The following is a 19,617-nucleotide window of genomic DNA, read 5'->3' as shown; positions in this document are numbered from 1 at the left end:
GGGGAAACGATGAAACGTACGGGATTCGTAGTAGCGCTCGCGCTGGGGATGATGTCGCAAACGGTGATGGCGAAAACGCTCAATGTGGTGACCAGCTTTTCCATACTGGGAGATATGACCCGGGAGGTGGGCGGTGACCATGTGAACGTCACGACGCTGGTGGGGCCGGACGGCGATCCGCATACCTTCGAGCCCTCGCCAAAAGATAGCGCGGCGCTAAGCAAGGCAGATGTTGTGGTGGTCAATGGTCTGGGGCTGGAAGGGTGGCTGGATCGCCTGGTGAAAGCCTCCGGATTCAAAGGCCAGCTGGTGGTGGCGTCGCGTGGTGTGCAGACGCATACCCTCGAAGAAGAGGGCAAAACCGTCACTGATCCGCACGCCTGGAACAGCGCGGCGAACGGGGCGCTGTACGCGCAAAATATTCTCAACGGGCTGGTGAAAGCCGACCCAGAAGATAAAACCGCGCTGGAAGCGACCGGAAAACCGTACATCGCGCAGCTTAAGCAGCTGGATAGCTGGGCCAAAACGCGTTTTAGCCAGATCCCGCTGGTGAAACGTAAAGTGCTGACCAGCCATGACGCGTTCGGCTATTTCAGCCGCGCCTACGGGGTGACGTTTATGGCGCCCCAGGGGTTGTCATCAGAGAGCGAGGCCAGCGCGGCACAGGTCGCTGAGATCATTAATCAGATTAAAGCGGACGGCGTGAAAACCTGGTTTATGGAAAACCAGCTCGACCCGCGGCTGGTTAAACAGATTGCTACAGCCACCGGCGCGCAGCCGGGAGGCGAGCTTTACCCGGAAGCGCTCTCGGCAAAAGGGGGCGTGGCAGAGACCTACGTTAAGGCGTTCCGCCACAATGTGGATACCCTCGCTGACAGCATGAAATAATCCTCGCCACCGCCGGTGCGCTCGCATCGGCTTTTTTCTGAAGCCCCCTCGTAAATCCTGCAGCGCATCCCCATATCTGACGAGAAAGTGCTATCTTGTGCTGCATGTTTTTCTAAGGCCTGGAGCGAGAATGACTGACCATGAATTGATGCAGCTTAGCGAAGTGGTAGGGCTGGCGCTTAAGCAACGCGGGGCGACACTCACCACCGCGGAGTCCTGCACCGGCGGCTGGGTGGCGAAAGCGATTACCGATATTGCCGGCAGTTCCGCCTGGTTTGAACGTGGTTTTGTGACCTACAGTAATGAAGCTAAAGCGCAAATGATCGGCGTGCGGGAATCTACGCTCGAACAGCATGGCGCGGTCAGCGAGCCGGTGGTGATTGAGATGGCTATTGGTGCGCTCAAAGAGGCGCGCGCGGATTATGCAATATCGATTAGCGGCATCGCGGGCCCGGACGGGGGCAGTGACGTGAAGCCTGTCGGCACCGTCTGGTTTGGTTTTGCTACCGCCAGAGGTGAAGGGATCACCCGCCGGGAGTGCTTTAGCGGCGATCGCGAAAGCGTGCGTCGTCAGGCAACCGTTTATGCATTAAAAACGCTCTGGCAACAATTTCTACAAAATACTTGATACTGTATGACCATACAGTATAATTGCACCAACAGAACAGAAATCCACGGTGAAGCACAGTCGCTTCTCCCGGCATGACAGGAGTAATAATGGCTATCGACGAAAACAAACAGAAAGCGTTGGCGGCAGCACTGGGCCAGATCGAAAAGCAATTCGGTAAAGGCTCCATCATGCGCCTGGGTGAAGACCGTTCCATGGATGTGGAAACTATCTCCACCGGTTCGCTTTCTCTGGATATCGCGCTGGGCGCTGGCGGCCTGCCAATGGGCCGTATCGTAGAAATCTACGGGCCCGAGTCCTCAGGTAAAACAACCCTGACGCTGCAGGTTATCGCTGCGGCACAGCGTGAAGGTAAAACCTGTGCGTTTATCGATGCCGAGCACGCGCTGGACCCTGTTTATGCTCGTAAGCTGGGCGTTGATATTGACAACCTGCTGTGTTCTCAGCCGGACACCGGTGAGCAGGCGCTGGAAATTTGTGACGCGCTGGCCCGTTCCGGTGCGGTTGACGTTATCGTGGTCGACTCCGTTGCCGCTCTGACGCCAAAAGCTGAAATCGAAGGCGAAATTGGTGACTCTCACATGGGCCTCGCGGCACGTATGATGAGCCAGGCAATGCGTAAGCTGGCCGGTAACTTGAAGCAGTCCAACACGCTGCTGATCTTCATCAACCAGATCCGTATGAAAATTGGTGTGATGTTCGGTAACCCGGAAACCACTACCGGTGGTAACGCGCTGAAATTCTACGCTTCTGTCCGTCTGGATATCCGCCGTATCGGCGCGGTGAAAGAGGGTGAAAACGTAGTGGGTAGCGAAACCCGCGTGAAGGTTGTGAAGAACAAAATCGCAGCGCCGTTCAAACAAGCTGAATTCCAGATCCTCTACGGTGAAGGTATCAACTTCTACGGCGAACTGGTTGACCTGGGCGTGAAAGAGAAGCTGATTGAAAAAGCGGGCGCATGGTACAGCTACAACGGCGACAAGATTGGTCAGGGTAAAGCAAATGCAATCTCCTGGCTGAAAGAGAACCCGGCTGCGGCGAAAGAAATTGAGAAGAAAGTGCGTGAGCTTCTGCTGAACAACCAGGACGGTACGCCTGATTTCGTGGTGGATAACGCGGGTGCTGAAGAAACCAACGAAGATTTCTAATTCTCTCGTTTAAAGATGAAGGGCTGCTAATGCGGCCCTTTTTGCATTTCTGAATCAGCAGGTTTTTTATGAGTGAATCGACTTCACGCCGCCCTGCCTATGCACGCTTACTGGACCGTGCGGTGCGCATTCTTGCCGTCCGTGACCACAGCGAACAGGAGTTGCGGCGAAAACTGTCGGCCCCCGTCATGAGTAAAAACGGGCCGGAAGAGATTGATGCGACCGCGGAAGATTACGACCGCGTCATTGCCTGGTGCTATGAGCACCGCTATCTGGATGACGAGCGTTTCGCTTCCCGGTTTCTTGCCAGCCGTGGCCGCAAAGGATATGGCCCCGCGCGTATCCGCCAGGAGCTGAACCAGAAAGGGGTCGCCCGTGAAACCATTGAAAAGGCCATGCGCGAATGCGACACAGACTGGTGCGCGCTGGCAAAAGAACAGGCCATTCGCAAGTACGGCGAACCCTTGCCACGTGAATTTTCAGAAAAAGTTAAAATCCAGCGCTTTTTGCTCTACCGCGGCTTTCTGATGGAAGATATTCAGGATATCTGGCGTAATTTTGCGGATTGAACGCATGCGGGATTTTACTTCCCACTAAAGAAAACTTATCTTATTCCCACTTTTTCCAGTAGCTGGTCTGTCCAACGTTTTACCGATACAGGCTTGCTACGACATTTCGTTAGCTTGATTTCAGGATAATTATGAGCAAGAGCACCGCTGAGATCCGTCAGGCGTTTCTCGATTTTTTCCATAGTAAGGGACATCAGGTAGTTGCCAGCAGCTCCCTGGTACCGAACAACGATCCGACTCTGCTGTTTACCAACGCCGGGATGAACCAGTTCAAGGATGTGTTCCTTGGTCTCGACAAACGTAATTATTCCCGCGCCACAACCTCACAGCGTTGCGTGCGTGCGGGCGGTAAACACAACGACCTGGAAAACGTCGGTTACACCGCGCGTCACCACACGTTCTTCGAAATGCTGGGTAACTTCAGCTTCGGCGACTATTTCAAACACGATGCCATTCAATATGCGTGGGAACTGCTGACCGGTGAAAACTGGTTCAACCTGCCGAAAGATCGTCTGTGGGTTACCGTCTATGAAACCGATGACGAAGCCTACGAAATCTGGGAAAAAGAGGTTGGTATCCCGCGCGAGCGTATTATTCGCATCGGTGATAACAAAGGCGCACCTTATGCGTCTGACAACTTCTGGCAGATGGGCGATACCGGTCCTTGCGGTCCGTGCACCGAGATCTTCTACGATCACGGCGACCACATCTGGGGTGGTCCTCCAGGCAGCCCGGAAGAAGACGGCGATCGTTACATTGAGATCTGGAACATCGTCTTCATGCAGTTCAACCGTCAGGCTGACGGTACGATGGAGCCGCTGCCGAAACCGTCCGTTGATACCGGTATGGGTCTGGAGCGTATCGCGGCTGTTCTGCAGCACGTTAACTCCAACTACGAAATTGACCTGTTCAGCACCCTGATTAAAGCCGTTGCGCAAGTGACGGGGGCAACCGATCTGAACAACAAATCGCTGCGCGTTATTGCAGACCATATCCGTTCCTGCGCGTTCCTGATTGCCGACGGCGTGATCCCGTCGAATGAAAACCGTGGCTATGTGCTGCGTCGTATCATTCGTCGTGCTATCCGTCACGGCAACATGCTGGGCGCGAAGGACACCTTCTTCTATAAACTCGTTGGGCCACTGATTGGCGTGATGGGCGCAGCCGGTGATGAGCTGAAACGTCAGCAGGCGCAGGTTGAGCAGGTTCTGAAAACGGAAGAAGAGCAGTTTGCTCGTACTCTGGAGCGCGGACTGGCGCTGCTGGATGAAGAGCTGGCGAAACTTCAGGGCGATACGCTGGACGGCGAAACCGCTTTCCGCCTGTACGACACCTACGGTTTCCCGGTTGACCTGACGGCGGACGTTTGCCGTGAGCGCAACATCAAAGTGGACGAAGCAGGCTTTGAAGCCGCAATGGAAGAGCAGCGCCGCCGTGCGCGCGAGTCCAGCGGTTTTGGTGCTGACTACAACGCGATGATCCGCGTTGATGGCGCATCAGAATTCAAAGGCTACGAAAATCTGGAACTGACTGGCAAAGTGACCGCCCTGTTTGTTGACGGTAAAGCCGTAGACAGCATCAACGCGGGTCAGGATGCGGTTGTCATTCTGGACAAAACGCCGTTCTACGCGGAATCCGGCGGCCAGGTTGGCGATAAAGGCGAACTGAAAGGCAACGGTTTCAGCTTCAGCGTAAGCGACACCCAGAAATACGGTCAGGCGATTGGCCATCAGGGCAAACTGACTGCCGGTTCTCTGAAAGTGGGCGAGGGTGTCCAGGCGAACGTTGATGAAGCTCGTCGTGCGCGCATTCGTCTGAACCACTCAGCTACGCACCTGATGCACGCTGCCCTGCGTGAAGTTCTGGGAACGCACGTTGCACAGAAAGGTTCTCTGGTTAACGATAAAGTGCTGCGCTTCGACTTCTCTCATTTTGAAGCGATGAAGCCGTCAGAAATCCGCGCGGTGGAAGATCTGGTGAATGCGCAGATCCGTCGTAACCTGCCTATCGAAACCCATATCATGGATCTCGAGGCGGCGAAGAAGAAAGGCGCGATGGCACTGTTCGGCGAGAAATACGACGACCGCGTTCGCGTGCTGAGCATGGGCGACTTCTCGACTGAGCTCTGCGGCGGGACGCATGCCTCCCGTACCGGCGACATTGGTCTGTTCCGCATTGTTTCCGAATCAGGAACGGCGGCGGGCGTGCGTCGTATTGAAGCGGTAACCGGTGAAGGCGCGATTGCCAGCCTGCATGCGCAGAGCGATCAGCTGCACGACATCGCGCAGTTGTTGAAAGGTGATAGCCAGAACCTGGGCGAGAAAGTGCGCGTTGCGCTGGATCGTACGCGTCAGCTGGAAAAAGAGCTGCAGCAGCTGAAAGAGCAGGCTGCGGCGCAGGAGAGTGCAAACCTCTCCAGCAAAGCTGTAGACATTAAGGGTGTCAAACTGCTGGTCAGCGATCTGGCAGGCGTTGAGCCTAAGATGCTGCGTACTATGGTCGACGATCTGAAGAACCAGCTCGGTTCCACAGTTATCGTGCTGGCGACAGTGGCAGAAGGTAAGGTTTCTCTGATTGCGGGCGTCTCTAAGGATGTGACCGACCGCGTAAAAGCAGGGGAACTGATTGGTATGGTCGCCCAGCAGGTGGGTGGTAAGGGTGGCGGTCGTCCGGACATGGCGCAAGCCGGTGGTACGGATGCGGCGGCACTTCCTGCGGCATTGGCCAGTGTTGAAAGCTGGGTGAGCGCGAAACTGTAATAACTACAAAGCACAAGCAGACGCCATAGCGGTAACGTTATGGCGTCTTGTTCACTGCGCTATCGATAACGATAAAGTCAGGTTGAGTTTGTGTATATCGGCTAAACTTACGTTTAACAGAATGTGATGCCGTGACTGCTTACACTTTACGTGTTTGTCATCGCTTACTTTTTGGCGTTATATGATGGATAATGCCGGGATACAAGAGACCCGACTCTTTTAATCTTTCAAGGAGCAAAGAATGCTGATTCTGACTCGTCGAGTTGGTGAGACCCTCATGATTGGGGATGAGGTCACCGTGACAGTTTTAGGGGTAAAGGGTAACCAGGTACGTATTGGTGTAAACGCTCCTAAAGAAGTATCTGTCCACCGTGAAGAGATCTACCAGCGTATCCAGGCTGAAAAATCCCAGCAGTCCAGTTACTGATATTGTCGCGTCTCGCTGTCGGGCGAGACGCAACCTCTCCCGCCATTTTTCCTGCTTAAAGTTACCGTTTAATTTCAATCGCTCTGTTTTTAACCACTCTCTTACCCTTAACTCGCCTCAACATCACTATTCTGTCATCAGTTTTCTGAGAAGATGCCTGCAAAATCCGCTTATAAAACACCCTCTTTGCAGCTTTTGCATGCGAATTGCGTGTGATTTGTGCAAACGATAAAAGCTTTTGGAAAATTGTTTGACTTATAAGTCCCAGAAAGTAATATATGCGCCACGCAGCGACGAGAAGCTCTTAACGAGTTACTCGAAGCACTCGAAAGAGGCGTTGTGTGGTGAGGTGGCCGAGAGGCTGAAGGCGCTCCCCTGCTAAGGGAGTATGCGGTCAAAAGCTGCATCCGGGGTTCGAATCCCCGCCTCACCGCCATTTTGCATCCGTAGCTCAGCTGGATAGAGTACTCGGCTACGAACCGAGCGGTCGGAGGTTCGAATCCTCCCGGATGCACCATCTATTACTTCATATTGCTTTCGAAGTGATATGAATATCGAGTAGTACAATAGTAAATCCCGATGCATCCGTAGCTCAGCTGGATAGAGTACTCGGCTACGAACCGAGCGGTCGGAGGTTCGAATCCTCCCGGATGCACCATCTTCTCCGAGATAACAGCAAAGCTGTTGTTTCAAGGTCTGCGGGTTAGCCGCAAGCACCAGGGAGGATAACGTTGCTTTAGCAACGGCCCGAAGGGCGAGGCGCAGCCGAGTAATCCTCCCGGATGCACCATTTACTATTTCTGAAAGCAGTACCCTGATGCATCCGTAGCTCAGCTGGATAGAGTACTCGGCTACGAACCGAGCGGTCGGAGGTTCGAATCCTCCCGGATGCACCATCTATTACTTCATATTGCTTTCGAAGTGATATGAATATCGAGTAGTACAATAGTAAATCCCGATGCATCCGTAGCTCAGCTGGATAGAGTACTCGGCTACGAACCGAGCGGTCGGAGGTTCGAATCCTCCCGGATGCACCATCTTCTCCGAGATAATAGCAAGGCTGTTGTTTCAAGGTCTGCGGGTTAGCCGCAAGCACCAGGGAAGATAACGTTGCTTTGCAACGGCCCGAAGGGCGAGGCGCAGCCGAGTAATCCTCCCGGATGCACCATCTTCTTTTCTGTACCACTCTCTTTCTCCCTGGTTATTCCTTCGACGTTCCGTCAGCAATCATTTCTCTTTGAGCGACAAAAACCACCGTTTACGATAAAGTAATGCTTTGTTAATCGTTTAGCGAGAGCACGATGTACGCACAGTATGACGGTTTGATCTTCGATATGGATGGCACTCTCCTGGATACCGAACCCACGCATCGTCAAGCCTGGACTGATGTCCTTGCTCGTTACGGTATGCGTTTCGATCTTCAGGCGATGATCGCCCTCAACGGAGCCCCAACCTGGCGTATAGCGCAGGCCGTGATTGAACGTAATCATGCCGATCTCGACCCGCACCTTCTGGCCCGTGAAAAAACCGATGCGGTAAAAGCGATGCTTTTAGATACCGTGCGTCCGTTACCGTTAATTGACGTCGTAAAAGCATGGCACGGGCGTCGTCCTATGTCCGTTGGCACGGGCAGTGAAAGCGCTATTGCGGAAGCGCTGCTCACCCATCTTGGCCTGCGCCATTATTTCTCTGCGGTGGTTGCCGCCGATCATGTTCAAAATCACAAGCCCGCACCGGACACCTTCCTGCGTTGTGCAGAACTGATGGGTGTGCCTGCGGTGAAATGTGTTGTGTTCGAAGATGCTGATTTTGGTATTCAGGCCGCGCGGGATGCCGGGATGGATGTTGTGGACGTCCGCTTACTGTGAGTGACGCGCTGTCACTTTTATCATTATTCGCCAGCAGTTTTTTAAGCGCCACGCTCTTGCCGGGAAATTCGGAAGTGGTGCTGGTGGCGATGCTGTTGTCTGGCGTGAGTCAGCCCTGGTTGCTCGTGTTAATAGCAACAATGGGTAATAGCTTTGGAGGGCTGACTAACGTTATTCTTGGGCGTTTCTTTCCGCTGCGTGAAAAATCGCGCTGGCAGGAAAAGGCAGTCGGCTGGCTAAAACGCTATGGCGCTGCCACGCTGTTATTAAGCTGGATGCCTGTAATAGGTGATTTACTGTGCCTGCTGGCGGGATGGATGCGCATCTCCTGGGGGCCAGTGCTCTTTTTTTTGTGCCTTGGCAAGGCGTTGCGCTATGTTCTCGTGGCATGGGCAACACTACAGGGTATGACGTGGTGGCACTAATTGGTGGAATGAATACGCGACCTTCAATCGTCAACCATTACAATTATGCTGAGTAACAATACTTTGACAGGCGGGAGGTCAATTTGATCCCGGACGTATCTCAGGCGCTGGCCTGGCTGGAAAATCACCCTCAGGCACTGAAGGGTATTCAGCGTGGTCTTGAGCGTGAAACGCTGCGCGTTAACGCGGACGGTAGCTTAGCGACAACGGGTCACCCGAAGGCGTTAGGCTCGGCGCTGACACATAAATGGATCACAACCGATTTCGCTGAAGCGCTGCTGGAATTCATCACGCCAGTGGATGGTGATATTGATCATATGCTAACGATTCTGCGCGACATCCATCGCTACACTGCCCGCAATCTGGGTGATGAGCGTATGTGGCCGCTCAGCATGCCGTGCTATATCGAACAAGGCCAGGAGATTGAACTGGCGCAATACGGCACGTCAAATATCGGTCAGCTGAAAACGCTCTATCGTGAGGGGCTGAAAAACCGCTACGGTGCGTTGATGCAGACCATCTCTGGCGTGCATTACAATTTCTCTTTACCCATGGCGTTCTGGCAGGCGAAGTGCGGCGAAACGGATAAAGACGCGATCTCCGCGGGTTATTTCCGCCTGATCCGCAACTACTATCGTTTTGGCTGGGTCATTCCGTATCTGTTTGGGGCATCGCCTGCGATATGCTCGTCATTCCTGCAGGGGAAACCGACCACGCTGCCGTTCGAGAAGACAGAGTGTGGAATGTACTATCTCCCGTACGCCACCTCCCTGCGTCTTAGCGATCTGGGTTATACCAATAAGTCGCAAAGCAATCTCGGTATTACGTTTAACGAATTGCACGAATATGTGGCAGGATTGAAGCGGGCGATCAAAACGCCGTCGGAAGAGTACGAGAAAATCGGCCTCGAAAAAGACGGTAAGCGCCTGCAGATCAACAGCAATGTGCTGCAGATTGAAAATGAACTGTACGCGCCTATTCGTCCGAAGCGCGTTACGCGCAGCGGTGAAACCCCGTCGGATGCACTGCAGCGCGGCGGGATTGAATACATAGAAGTGCGCTCGCTGGATATCAACCCGTTCTCACCCATCGGCGTTGATGAGCAGCAGGTTCGCTTCCTGGATCTGTTTATGGTCTGGTGCGTACTGGCGGATGCGCCGGAAATGAGTTCAGAGGAACTGCTCTGTACCCGTACCAACTGGAACCGCGTGATTCTGGAAGGGCGCAAGCCGGGTCTGACGCTGGGTATTGGCTGCGAAACAGCGCAGTTCCCGCTGACGAAAGTGGGTAAGGATCTGTTCCGCGACCTGAAGCGTGTTGCCCGGACCATGGACAGCATTGACGGTGGGGAAGCCTATCAGAACGTGTGCGACCAGCTGGTTGAATCGTTTGATAACCCGGAACTGACGTTCTCAGCGCGTATTCTGCGTTCTATGATTGATCAGGGTATTGGCGGCACCGGGCGTTCGCTCTCTGCGGAATACCGCGAGATGCTGAAGCAGGAGCCGTTAGAGATTCTGAGTGAAGCCGATTTTGTGGCAGAACGAGACGCCTCTGTCGTGCGTCAGAAAGAGGTTGAAGCGGCGGATACGGAGTCGTTTGAGGCGTTTCTGGCGAAACAGGCTTAACAGAAAAGAAAAAGGCCACATCGCTGTGGCCAAAATATACATCTCTGAATTCAGGGATGATGATAACAAATGCGCGTCTTTCATATACTCAGACGTGCATTTTGTAGAAGAGTTCAGTTTATTTTAAAAAAAATCACTATCGGAGGTGACGTATGCCGTTATTAGATAGCTTTACTGTCGACCATACCCGTATGGAAGCACCTGCAGTACGTGTGGCGAAGACCATGCACACCCCGCACGGCGACACGATCACCGTATTCGATCTGCGTTTCTGCGTGCCTAACAAAGAAGTGATGCCAGAGAAAGGCATTCACACCCTGGAGCACCTGTTTGCCGGGTTTATGCGCGACCACCTGAACGGTAATGGCGTTGAGATCATCGATATCTCTCCGATGGGTTGCCGTACCGGCTTCTACATGAGCCTGATTGGTCAGCCTGAAGAGAAACGCGTCGCGGATGCCTGGAAAGCGGCAATGGAAGATGTGCTGAAGGTGAAAGAGCAGAACCAGATCCCTGAGCTGAACGTATATCAGTGCGGAACTTACCAGATGCACTCTCTGGAAGAAGCCCAGGAGATCGCGCGTCATATCATCGAGCGTGACGTTCGCGTAAACAGCAACGAAGAGCTGGCGCTGCCAAAAGAAAAACTGCAGGAACTGCACATCTAGTGCACCTTTTCCCTCTCCCTCAGGGAGAGGGTAGGGTGAGGGGTGTTTAACCTCATGACCACAACCTCAACCTTCTCCTTTACCCATCGCCCACTTGTTCCTTATGCCCATGATTACCTTCATGGCGACAGCGAGCCGTGGCATCAGCACGACTGCGCGCAATTGCTGCACACCCTGAGTGGGGTGGTGAGAGTCGATACCGCATCAGGTTGTTGGGTGGTGCCGCCCGGACGCGGCGTCTGGCTGCCCGCGGGCACTCCGCACTCTTTGCGTATTACCGGTAACGTTGCGGCGCGCACGCTGTTTATCGATCCCCTGGCGCGAGCCGATCTTCCGGCAACCTGTCAGATAGTCCAGATCTCCGGTCTGTTACGCGAACTTATCCTCACCTCGCTGACGCTTGAGGCGTCCTACTCGCCAGGCAGTCGTGATGAGCGCGTATATGAGCTCATTCTGGATGAAATCCGCACGATGCGGGTGCTGCCGTTTCACCTGCCTGAGCCGGAAAGCGAGCCGTTGCGTACCCTTTGCCAGCAGATCCGGCGGTTGCCAGGGGAAAGCTGGGGCAGCATGCAGGCCGCAAACACGCTTGGTATGAGTGAACGTACGATGAACCGCCATTTCAAGCAGCAGACGGGGTTAAGCTACGGTGAGTGGCTAAGAAGGGCGCGCCTGCTGGAAGCGCTGCTGCGCCTGGGACAAGGTCAGCCAGTGCTACGTGTGGCGCTGGATCTGGGCTACGGCAGCCACAGTGCCTTTACGGCGATGTTTCGCCGGGTGATGGGGATATCACCCAGCGATTATTTCAAAGACAGCTAGCTGACAGCATTGAACAGGGCCTGAAGAGACGCGCGGGCCACGTCGCTGTCAATGCCGACGCCCCAGCGGCTGCTACCATCCTGAAACAGACAGCGGATATACGCCACCGAGCGGCTGTCGCTGCGCTCCCCAAGCGTATGTTCGTGATAGTCCTTAATCACAAACGGGGTCGTGACCCAGCGGCTTATACCATTGGCCGCCGCGGATAACAGCCCGTTGCCTTGCCCCTCCAGCTGGCGCATCCCGCCCTGCGTCGTGACGCTTGCCGTCAGATGTAACTGCCCGTCCTGCTGGCTGTCGCTACGGTAAGCGTGCAGGGCAAAGCCCGGCGTCTCTACCAGCCCATAACGGGTGCGGAACAGTTGCCACAGCGCATGCTGCGTCATCTCTTTACCGTGCTGGTCGGTTTCCTGCTGTACGTGCTGGCTAAAGTCCTGCTGCAGGGCGCGGGGTAATTTCAGACCATGGTTTTGTTCAATAAGCCACGCGCTGCCGCTTTTTCCTGACTGGCTGTTAACCCGGATCACCGCTTCGTAGGTGCAACCAATATCCTGTGGGTCAACCGGCAGATAGGGCATCTCCCAGCGTTCGTCAGGCTTGCGGGCATCAAAGCCTTTCTTGATGGCATCCTGGTGTGAACCAGAAAATGCGGTATACGCCAGCCGTCCTGCCCACGGATGGCGTGGATGCACCGGCAGCTGGTTGCAGGTTTCTACCACCTCCACCACGTGATTCATGTCGCTAAAGTCCAGATTCGGGCTAATCCCCTGGCTGTAGAGGTTCATCGCCAGCGTGACCAGGCAGACGTTACCGGTTCGTTCCCCGTTACCAAACAGACACCCTTCGACACGGTCTGCACCGGCCATCAGGGCCAGCTCCGCGCTGGCGACACCGGTGCCGCGGTCGTTATGCGGATGGACGCTGATGCAGACATCGCTGCGGCGGCTGAAATGACGGCAGAAATACTCAATCTGATCGGCATACACATTCGGTGTACTGACCTCAACGGTGGCCGGTAAGTTGATCACCATCGGGCGTTCGGCGCACGGCTGCCAGATGTCTGCCACGGCTTCGCAAATCTCCAGCGCAAAGTCCGGCTCGGTAAAGCAGAAAGTTTCCGGAGAGTATTCGTATTGCCAGCGGGTGGCGGGATTCTCTTCGCACAGCGTGCGGATAAGACGCGTGGAACGGGTCGCCAGCTCAACGATTTGCGCTTTCTCCATGCCGAACACCAGGCGGCGGAACAGCGGGGCGGTGGCGTTATACAGGTGTACGGTGGCCTGCTTCGCCCCGCGCAGCGACGCAAAGGTACGAAGGATAAGGTCTTCTCGCGCCTGGGTTAATACCTGAATGGTGACGTCATCCGGAATGCGGTTTTCGTCGATCAACTGACGCACAAAATTGAAGTCCGTCTGTGAGGCAGAGGGGAAAGCGACTTCGATTTCTTTGAATCCGCAACGCAGTAACAACGCCCAGAACTGCAGTTTGCGGTTGCTGTCCATCGGCTCGGCAAGGGCCTGATTACCGTCGCGTAAATCGGTGGAAAGCCAGCGCGGCGCCTGCGTGAGGCGTTGCTCAGGCCAGCGGCGATCGGGCAGGGAAATAGCAGGTTGAGGTTGGTATTTGTCGGAAGGTGTTTTCAGCATGGTGCGCTCCTGTTGTCTTTTCACTATCGTGAATCGATTTCAGGAGCGCTGCTTTATCGTTACTGACAATCGCTGTCGCGATCTGGACACCGCACGTTAGTGCGCACCGCCGCCACCGCCTCCGGCGCCAAACGGTGGTCGGGCAAACCATACCAGTCCCAGCAGGATGATAAAGATCCCCGCCGATATCCAGAATATCTCGTTTGCCGAGATAATCAGGCCCTGGTTGGTGATCTGCTGGGCGATCCAGCCGGATGCCTGCTGCTCCGTCATCCCCATTCCCTGAAGCTGACTGTACATCTGCTGCGAGTTAGGGTTGAACGGGTTCACCGCTTCGGTCAATTGCGCATGGTGCATCGACTCGCGGTTGGTCCAAAGGGTCGTGGTGATCGACGTCCCGATGGAGCCTGCCAGCGTACGCGTAAAGTTCGACAGGCTTGATGCCGCCGCCATGCGCTCAGGCGGCAAGCCGGAAAGCGTAATGGTCGTCAGCGGCATAAAGAAGCACGCCACGGCGAAGCCCTGAATGAACTGCGGCCATGCGGATGCGCCAAAGTCCATGCCCGGCTCGAACGTATACGCGCGCCAGTAGAAGCACACCGCGTACATGATAAAGCTGAAGGTCACCAGCCTGCGCATGTCGAGCTTGTGAGCGAAGCGGCCGATAATCGGCGACAGCAGGACCGGAATTAACCCCACTGGCGCAGAAGCCAAACCTGCCCAGGTTGCGGTGTAGCCATATACCTCCTGCAACAGCTGCGGCAGCAGAACGATTGCGCCGAAGTAGAGCATGTAGGCCAGGCTGATACACAGGCAGCCGATGGTGAAGTTTCGCGACTTAAACAGCGAGAGATCGACGATTGGGTTATCGTCCGTCAGCTCCCAGACGATCAGGAAGCTCAGCGATATCACCGCCACAACGGTCAGGATGATAATCTCTGTCGAGTTAAACCAGTCCAGCTCTTTACCCTGATCGAGCATCACCTGCAGGCTACCGATCCCGACCACCAGCAGCGCCAGACCAATGGCGTCAATTCGCCGCTGCTCTGTTCGGGTTTCGCGACCGCGCAGCGTTTGCAGGGTCAGCATCACCACCAGCGCACCAATTGGCACGTTGATGAAGAAGATCCAGCCCCAGTGGTAGTTGTCGCTGATATAGCCGCCGAGGATAGGCCCGCAAATCGGTGCGACAATCACCGTCATTGACCACAGCGCCAGCGCGATAGAGCGCTTAGCGGGCGGATAGTTGTTCAGCAGCAAACTCTGCGACAGCGGAATCAGCGGCCCGGCCACAATCCCCTGAATGACGCGGAAGATGATCAGCATCGTCAGGCTGTTGGACATGCCGCACGCCCAGGAGGCGAGCACGAACAATACCGTTGACCACAGGAACAGCTTCACTTCACCGACGCGCTTCGCCAGCCAGCCGGTGATAGGGATGGAGATGGCGTTTGCCACCCCAAACGAGGTAATAACCCAAGTCCCCTGGCTCAGTGACGAGCCAAGGTTACCGGCGATGGTTGGGATCGCCACGTTTGCGATGGTAGAGTCCAGCACCTGCATGAATGTCGCCAGCGACAGCGCAATGGTCATGATAACCAGTTGCGCCCCCTCCAGCGGTTTTTGCGGCTTTTGCTGTTGCATAACGCTCACCTTCGGATTAACCGGCGTTTGCCTTCACGATGTCATCGATCAGTTTATTGACCGGATCGAGGCTAATTTCACGGGCGTTACTTTCATAAGCCGGGGTGCTGCGCACCTGACTTGCCAGGATCTGACCATCGCGGTTGGCGGTATCAACCGTTACCAGCGTAGAGAGGCCAATACGCAGCGGATGGTCCGCCAGCTGTTTTGCATCCAGTTCAATACGTACAGGCAAGCGCTGAACCACTTTGATCCAGTTCCCGGTGGCGTTTTGCGCTGGCAACAGGGAGAAGGCACTGCCGGTCCCCATATCCAGGCCGACCACTTTCCCGGTGTACTTCACGTCATCACCGTAAATATCGCTGATCACCGTCGCGGTCTGGCCGATACGCATATGGGCAAGCTGCGTCTCTTTAAAGTTTGCATCAACCCACAGGTTGTCCGCCGGAACGACCGCCATCAGCGGCGTGGTTGGGCTAATTTGGGCACCAGGCTGGACGGAACGACGAGAGACGTAGCCGGTCATCGGGCTGACAATTTTAGTACGCTGCAGGGCAAGCCACGCGTTGCGCACGTCGGTGGCAGCCTGTTGCACGGCAGGCTGGTTTTCCAGGCTGGTGCCCAGCACCATCGCCTGGTTGGCATTGTACTGTTGAATCGCCACGTCCAGCTGCGCCTGTGCGCTGGCAACAGCATCACGCGCGTGCTGCAGCTCTTCACGGCCAATCAGGTTGGCAGTGCCGAGGGGAACGCGACGGTTCAGGTCGCTCTGCGCCTGCGCCAGTGCGGTTTTCTGCACGTCAATGTTGGCCTGCAGCTGCTTGCTGTTGATCATCAGCTGGCGGGTCTGACGGACGCTGGAGGCCAGCGCGGTCTGGGCTTTTTCAAAAGCCTGTTGGGCGTCGGTCGGATCGAGCGTGACCAATACATCCCCTTTTTGCACAAAATCGGTGTTATCAGCCCAGACTTTCGTCACGCTGCCCGATACCTGCGCCATAATTTGTACCTGGTTCCCTGCCACGTATGCATCGTCTGTCTCTTCAGCATGACGCAATACTAAAAACCAATAGATCCCATATGCCACGGCAATAATAATAAAGAGCAATGTCAGTACAATAAGGGCGCTTTTGCGTTTGCCCTTTTTATTGACCGGTTGCTGCGGGGTAGTGCTCTCCGCATTTGCGCTCATTGTTGTTCTCCACGATCTTCTTATTTTCACATCGGCTGAGCCGAGCTGTTGTCAGAAAGGCCAGCAGTGTGACGTGCTGGCCTGTCGGTTTTCTTATGAGTCTGGGATTGTTGAGCGTGTTGTCGCGTTAGCGCAGCGCCTCTAGAACCGCGCCGTCTTCATCCATCTGGTCCAGACGGGTCAGCAGCTTGCGAGTAATGTGCTCAAGCTGGTCGCGCTCGGTGGTGCTGAGGGCAGACCACAGTTGATGCAGGCAATTATGCTGAGGTGGCAGCACCTCACGCAGGAATTGGTGGCCTTTGTCGGTCAGCTGCAGATGTAGGCAGCGGCGATCGTTATCGCTTTCACGGCGTTCAATCCAGCCGCGTTTTTCCAGTTCATCGGCAATACGGGTGGCATTAGTACGGGATGAACCCAGCGCGCAGCTCAGCTCTGACGGCTGAATGCTGTGATTTTCCTGAGACTCCAGCGTAATTAACGCCATAAACAACGTCTCGTTAATCCCTTGAGCTTTCAGCATCTTATTACGATTTTCCAGTAGCTTACCCTGCATGTGCATGCACAGGCGGGTCAGCAGGATCTCCTGATACGGGAAGTCCTCATGACGACTGGCGCGGAATTTAAGCATTTGTTCAATGGGCGTAAACGAACTATCCATTTGGGCATAACCTCATTAATTACAGCCGATATAGTAACGACAGTGACAAATAATGTAAATGAATTATTTGTGCGGTTATATCCGCCAAACTTATGTCACCATCAGAAAGCGCCGGGTAAGTCCGTGACCCGGTGAGCACAGAGAGCGTTGGGAGTGAACCCGCGGAAGAGAGGATGTGAGGACGGGGGTCTGAACTATTCATGCCGGTAGAAAATATGTCACCCACATTAAAATTTCTGGGATAAATGATTACGTTTACATTAACAGACTGCAGGGCCCCTTTACACCCTAAGAGGCCCAAAGCAATGTAAAACTTAGTTAATTACGTCCTGGCGATGGTACCCACGCCACCATACTAGCAGATTCAGCGCGGCGACGATTGCGCCTATCCCGCACACGCCTGACCAACCGGCATGCTGCCACGCCGAGGCTGAAATCAACGAACCCGCTGCGCCGCCAATAAAATAGCTGGTCATGTATCCGGCCGTGAGGCGGTTACGCGCCTCTGGCTTCACGCGGTAGATGACGGTCTGGTTAGTGATATGCACGCCCTGTACGGTGAGGTCGAGTACCAGAATACCGACGATCAGCGCCAGCACAGAGGTATGGCCATACCATATGGCTGCCCAGGAGAGCAGGAGCAGAACCAGCCCGGCAGAGGTCGTCAGATGGGATTTGCCTTTATCCGCCAGTCCGCCCGCCGGACGCGCGCCCAGGGCTCCCGCAGCGCCCGCCAGACCAAACAGACCAATCACCGCTTCGGAATAATTGAACGGCGGCGCGGCCAGCAGAAACGCCATTGAGGTCCATAAGATGCTGAAGTTGGCGAAGGTCAAACAGCCCAGCAACGCACGCGTACGCAGCAGTTTATCGTGTATGAAGAGGCTGAAAACGGAGGCGAGAAGCTGCGGATAATTAAGGTGATTTTCCTGCTTCACCTTTGGCAGCCCGCGCCACAGGGCAAGCGCCATCACGGCCATCAGTACGCTCGCCACCCAATACACGGTACGCCAGCCACCAAGACTCGCCAGCAGCCCGGCGACGGTCCGCGCCAGCAAAATCCCCAGCAACAGGCCGCTCATGATTGTTCCCACCACCTTGCCGCGCTTTTCCGGTGAGGCGAGAGTGGCGGCGAGCGGAACCAGAATCTGCGCCACGACGGAGAACAGACCCGTTAACGCGGTGCCGATAATCATCATCGTTAACGAGTGGCTGCTGGCGGTGATCAGCATCCCGCCTGCGGCCAGCAAGGTCATGGAGACAATCAGCATCCGACGCTCAAACATATCGCCCAGCGGCACGAGGAAAAGCAGCCCGGCGGCATAGCCAAGTTGCGCGGCGGTGACAATAAAGCCAGCTGAGCTGGCAGAAAGGTTAAACGCGCGGGCGATGGTATCGAGCAGTGGCTGCGCGTAGTAGTTACTGGCGACTGCCAGACCCGTTGCCACGGACATTAAAAGGATGAGTGCCGGGCTAAGCCCTTGAGTTGTTTTAGTCATCAGGTTCAGGAATCGTGAGTTAAGTGATTATTTTTCCGTGAACCATAATAGCGAATGATTGTGAATGTGGTCGGATTGTTACGTGCTGGATTGTGCGGTTTAGGGGGAGTTAACCCTCTCCCGTGGGGAGAGGGCAGGTCTGAAGGGCTCTTATGACTTCTGCGCGTCCATCGCTTCTTTTACCCAACCATCAAACTGCTGCTGGTGGGCTTTGATCCAGCCATCCACGTGGCCTTTGATGTCAGCTTCGGACGATTTCCCCGCGTGCATCATTGCATTCTGGGCGTTGATGTCCGCCAGAGGCAGTTTCATCACCGAGAACAGCTTCGCTGCCGCCGGGTTTTTCTCAGCCCAGGCTTTGTTAGCAACGATATGCATCGTGTTGACCGGGAAGCCATAGTTCATGCCGTTTGGCAGTTTGGTGTCGATATCTTTCTGCTCGCCCGGCAGGGAAGAGAAGGGCACCTGCAGCCACACCACGTCTTTCCCCGGCTTCAGCACGTCGCTCACCCAGTACGGTGTCCAGGTGTAATAGATAACCGGTTTACCTTCTTTGAAGCGGGCAATGGTGTCGGCCATCATCGCCGAGTAGTTACCGTGGCTGACGTCGACCGTTTTCGCCAGGTCAAAGGCTTTGTTCTGGTGATTAATCACCGCCTCACAGCCCCAGCCCGGCGAGCAGCCCATCATGTCAGCTTTGCCGTCACCGTTGGTGTCGAACAGTTTGGCAATCTTCGGATCCTTCAGCTGCTCGATATTGGTGATGTGGTACTGGTCGGCTGTTTTCTTGTCGATCAGATACCCCTGCGCCGCGCCGGTCACGAAGGTGCCTTCGCGGTAGAATTTCTTATCCCCGCCGGCGGCGGCATACATATCGTCGTGCAGCGGCTGCCAGTTGACGGCGGTAAAGGTGGCATCACCGGAGGCAATCGAGGTGTAGCCCACGTTGTAATCCACTTCACTTGGGGTGTTGACCGTATAGCCCAGTTTTTCCAGCGCGCGGCTGACTAACAGCGTCTGGAAGGTCTCTTCTGAAATGGTGCTCTGCACCGGTTGCACGGTAATGCCTTTGCCCGGCAGGTCTGCAGCAAACGTGCTGGTGGAGACAAGGGTGGCAAACGCTGTGGCAAAAAGTACGCGATGTCGCATCGTTG

17 protein-coding genes and 5 tRNA genes are annotated in these 19,617 nt (G+C 55.1%); 16 read left to right on the top strand and 6 right to left on the bottom strand.

Annotated elements, in window-relative coordinates; translation table 11 throughout:
- Positions 1-9: 9 nt before the first annotated feature.
- The 16 genes from AM379_RS02780 to AM379_RS02705 all read left to right on the top strand — a co-directional run bounded on the left by AM379_RS02780 (position 10) and on the right by AM379_RS02705 (position 11,827).
- A complete protein-coding gene (locus tag AM379_RS02780; RefSeq protein WP_020883853.1) occupies positions 10-888 on the top strand; it encodes a metal ABC transporter substrate-binding protein in 879 nt (292 codons plus the stop codon).
- A 130-nt stretch (positions 889-1,018) separates the two neighbouring features.
- Positions 1,019-1,516: a nicotinamide-nucleotide amidase gene (gene pncC, locus AM379_RS02775; protein WP_020883854.1), complete on the top strand. Its 498-nt coding sequence runs from the start codon at positions 1,019-1,021 to the stop codon at positions 1,514-1,516.
- 89 nt (positions 1,517-1,605) lie between these two features.
- Positions 1,606-2,664, top strand: a complete 1,059-nt coding sequence (gene recA, locus AM379_RS02770) for a recombinase RecA (RefSeq protein ID WP_020883855.1) — start codon at positions 1,606-1,608, stop codon at positions 2,662-2,664.
- 68 nt (positions 2,665-2,732) lie between these two features.
- Complete coding sequence (gene recX, locus AM379_RS02765) at positions 2,733-3,233, top strand: recombination regulator RecX (RefSeq protein ID WP_014171334.1); 501 nt, start codon at positions 2,733-2,735, stop codon at positions 3,231-3,233.
- A 131-nt stretch (positions 3,234-3,364) separates the two neighbouring features.
- On the top strand, positions 3,365-5,992 hold the full coding sequence (alaS, locus tag AM379_RS02760) for an alanine--tRNA ligase (RefSeq protein ID WP_025203392.1): 2,628 nt from the start codon (positions 3,365-3,367) through the stop codon (positions 5,990-5,992).
- Positions 5,993-6,233: 241 nt separating this feature from the next.
- Complete coding sequence (gene csrA / locus AM379_RS02755; RefSeq protein WP_000906486.1) at positions 6,234-6,419, top strand: carbon storage regulator CsrA; 186 nt, start codon at positions 6,234-6,236, stop codon at positions 6,417-6,419.
- A gap of 343 nt (positions 6,420-6,762) precedes the next feature.
- Positions 6,763-6,855: transfer RNA gene (locus tag AM379_RS02750), tRNA-Ser, on the top strand.
- Between the two features lie 4 nt (positions 6,856-6,859).
- Positions 6,860-6,936, top strand: a tRNA-Arg gene (locus AM379_RS02745).
- A gap of 64 nt (positions 6,937-7,000) precedes the next feature.
- Positions 7,001-7,077: transfer RNA gene (locus AM379_RS02740), tRNA-Arg, on the top strand.
- A 161-nt stretch (positions 7,078-7,238) separates the two neighbouring features.
- Positions 7,239-7,315: transfer RNA gene (locus tag AM379_RS02735), tRNA-Arg, on the top strand.
- Between the two features lie 64 nt (positions 7,316-7,379).
- Positions 7,380-7,456 (top strand) — tRNA-Arg (locus tag AM379_RS02730).
- Positions 7,457-7,720: 264 nt separating this feature from the next.
- Positions 7,721-8,287: a fructose-1-phosphate/6-phosphogluconate phosphatase gene (gene yqaB, locus AM379_RS02725; protein WP_014171331.1), complete on the top strand. Its 567-nt coding sequence runs from the start codon at positions 7,721-7,723 to the stop codon at positions 8,285-8,287.
- Positions 8,284-8,712, top strand: coding sequence for a YqaA family protein (locus tag AM379_RS02720; RefSeq protein ID WP_032678833.1), 429 nt, complete (start codon positions 8,284-8,286; stop codon positions 8,710-8,712). Before yqaB ends, AM379_RS02720 begins: the two co-directional genes overlap by 4 nt.
- A gap of 83 nt (positions 8,713-8,795) precedes the next feature.
- The gene (gene gshA, locus AM379_RS02715) at positions 8,796-10,340 is read left to right on the top strand and encodes a glutamate--cysteine ligase (RefSeq protein ID WP_014171329.1); all 1,545 of its coding nucleotides are present in this window, start codon (positions 8,796-8,798) and stop codon (positions 10,338-10,340) included.
- A 152-nt stretch (positions 10,341-10,492) separates the two neighbouring features.
- The gene (gene luxS / locus AM379_RS02710) at positions 10,493-11,008 is read left to right on the top strand and encodes an S-ribosylhomocysteine lyase (RefSeq protein ID WP_008499539.1); all 516 of its coding nucleotides are present in this window, start codon (positions 10,493-10,495) and stop codon (positions 11,006-11,008) included.
- A 54-nt stretch (positions 11,009-11,062) separates the two neighbouring features.
- On the top strand, positions 11,063-11,827 hold the full coding sequence (locus AM379_RS02705) for an AraC family transcriptional regulator (RefSeq protein WP_032678832.1): 765 nt from the start codon (positions 11,063-11,065) through the stop codon (positions 11,825-11,827).
- Here AM379_RS02705 and leuA read toward each other — a convergent pair.
- The 6 genes from leuA to proX form a co-directional block, all read right to left on the bottom strand.
- Positions 11,824-13,473, bottom strand: a complete 1,650-nt coding sequence (gene leuA / locus AM379_RS02700) for a 2-isopropylmalate synthase (protein WP_020883859.1) — start codon at positions 13,471-13,473, stop codon at positions 11,824-11,826. The two genes, AM379_RS02705 and leuA, sit on opposite strands and share 4 nt — an antisense overlap.
- A 96-nt stretch (positions 13,474-13,569) precedes the next feature.
- Positions 13,570-15,117 (bottom strand): multidrug efflux MFS transporter permease subunit EmrB, encoded by a 1,548-nt coding sequence (emrB, locus tag AM379_RS02695; protein WP_020883860.1) that lies wholly within the window; start codon positions 15,115-15,117, stop codon positions 13,570-13,572.
- A gap of 16 nt (positions 15,118-15,133) precedes the next feature.
- A complete protein-coding gene (gene emrA / locus AM379_RS02690; protein ID WP_020883861.1) occupies positions 15,134-16,306 on the bottom strand; it encodes a multidrug efflux MFS transporter periplasmic adaptor subunit EmrA in 1,173 nt (390 codons plus the stop codon).
- Positions 16,307-16,433: 127 nt separating this feature from the next.
- Positions 16,434-16,964, bottom strand: coding sequence for a multidrug efflux transporter EmrAB transcriptional repressor EmrR (emrR, locus tag AM379_RS02685; protein ID WP_014171323.1), 531 nt, complete (start codon positions 16,962-16,964; stop codon positions 16,434-16,436).
- A gap of 314 nt (positions 16,965-17,278) precedes the next feature.
- Positions 17,279-18,463 carry an MFS transporter gene (locus AM379_RS02680; RefSeq protein WP_106503436.1) on the bottom strand — a complete coding sequence of 395 codons (1,185 nt, stop codon included), beginning with the start codon at positions 18,461-18,463 and terminating at the stop codon, positions 17,279-17,281.
- A 150-nt stretch (positions 18,464-18,613) separates the two neighbouring features.
- Positions 18,614-19,612 carry a glycine betaine/L-proline ABC transporter substrate-binding protein ProX gene (proX, locus tag AM379_RS02675; RefSeq protein WP_014171321.1) on the bottom strand — a complete coding sequence of 333 codons (999 nt, stop codon included), beginning with the start codon at positions 19,610-19,612 and terminating at the stop codon, positions 18,614-18,616.
- Between the last annotated feature and the right edge of the window lie 5 nt (positions 19,613-19,617).

This window comes from Enterobacter cloacae complex sp. FDA-CDC-AR_0132, from assembly GCF_003010695.1.
GTDB classification, from domain to species: domain Bacteria; phylum Pseudomonadota; class Gammaproteobacteria; order Enterobacterales; family Enterobacteriaceae; genus Enterobacter; species Enterobacter ludwigii.
This window is presented reverse-complemented; position numbering and strand designations above follow the sequence as displayed.

Bases quoted from the DNA above. Each gene is read 5' to 3' on its own strand.
- yqaB (WP_014171331.1), top strand. From the start codon at position 7,721: ATGTACGCACAGTATGACGGTTTGATCTTCGATATGGATGGCACTCTC.
- leuA (WP_020883859.1), bottom strand. From the start codon at position 13,473: ATGCTGAAAACACCTTCCGACAAATACCAACCTCAACCTGCTATTTCC.
- emrB (WP_020883860.1), bottom strand. From the start codon at position 15,117: ATGCAACAGCAAAAGCCGCAAAAACCGCTGGAGGGGGCGCAACTGGTT.
- recX (WP_014171334.1), top strand. From the start codon at position 2,733: ATGAGTGAATCGACTTCACGCCGCCCTGCCTATGCACGCTTACTGGAC.
- pncC (WP_020883854.1), top strand. From the start codon at position 1,019: ATGACTGACCATGAATTGATGCAGCTTAGCGAAGTGGTAGGGCTGGCG.
- emrA (WP_020883861.1), bottom strand. From the start codon at position 16,306: ATGAGCGCAAATGCGGAGAGCACTACCCCGCAGCAACCGGTCAATAAA.
- AM379_RS02680 (WP_106503436.1), bottom strand. From the start codon at position 18,463: ATGACTAAAACAACTCAAGGGCTTAGCCCGGCACTCATCCTTTTAATG.
- AM379_RS02705 (WP_032678832.1), top strand. From the start codon at position 11,063: ATGACCACAACCTCAACCTTCTCCTTTACCCATCGCCCACTTGTTCCT.
- proX (WP_014171321.1), bottom strand. From the start codon at position 19,612: ATGCGACATCGCGTACTTTTTGCCACAGCGTTTGCCACCCTTGTCTCC.
- recA (WP_020883855.1), top strand. From the start codon at position 1,606: ATGGCTATCGACGAAAACAAACAGAAAGCGTTGGCGGCAGCACTGGGC.
- AM379_RS02780 (WP_020883853.1), top strand. From the start codon at position 10: ATGAAACGTACGGGATTCGTAGTAGCGCTCGCGCTGGGGATGATGTCG.
- emrR (WP_014171323.1), bottom strand. From the start codon at position 16,964: ATGGATAGTTCGTTTACGCCCATTGAACAAATGCTTAAATTCCGCGCC.
- alaS (WP_025203392.1), top strand. From the start codon at position 3,365: ATGAGCAAGAGCACCGCTGAGATCCGTCAGGCGTTTCTCGATTTTTTC.
- csrA (WP_000906486.1), top strand. From the start codon at position 6,234: ATGCTGATTCTGACTCGTCGAGTTGGTGAGACCCTCATGATTGGGGAT.
- luxS (WP_008499539.1), top strand. From the start codon at position 10,493: ATGCCGTTATTAGATAGCTTTACTGTCGACCATACCCGTATGGAAGCA.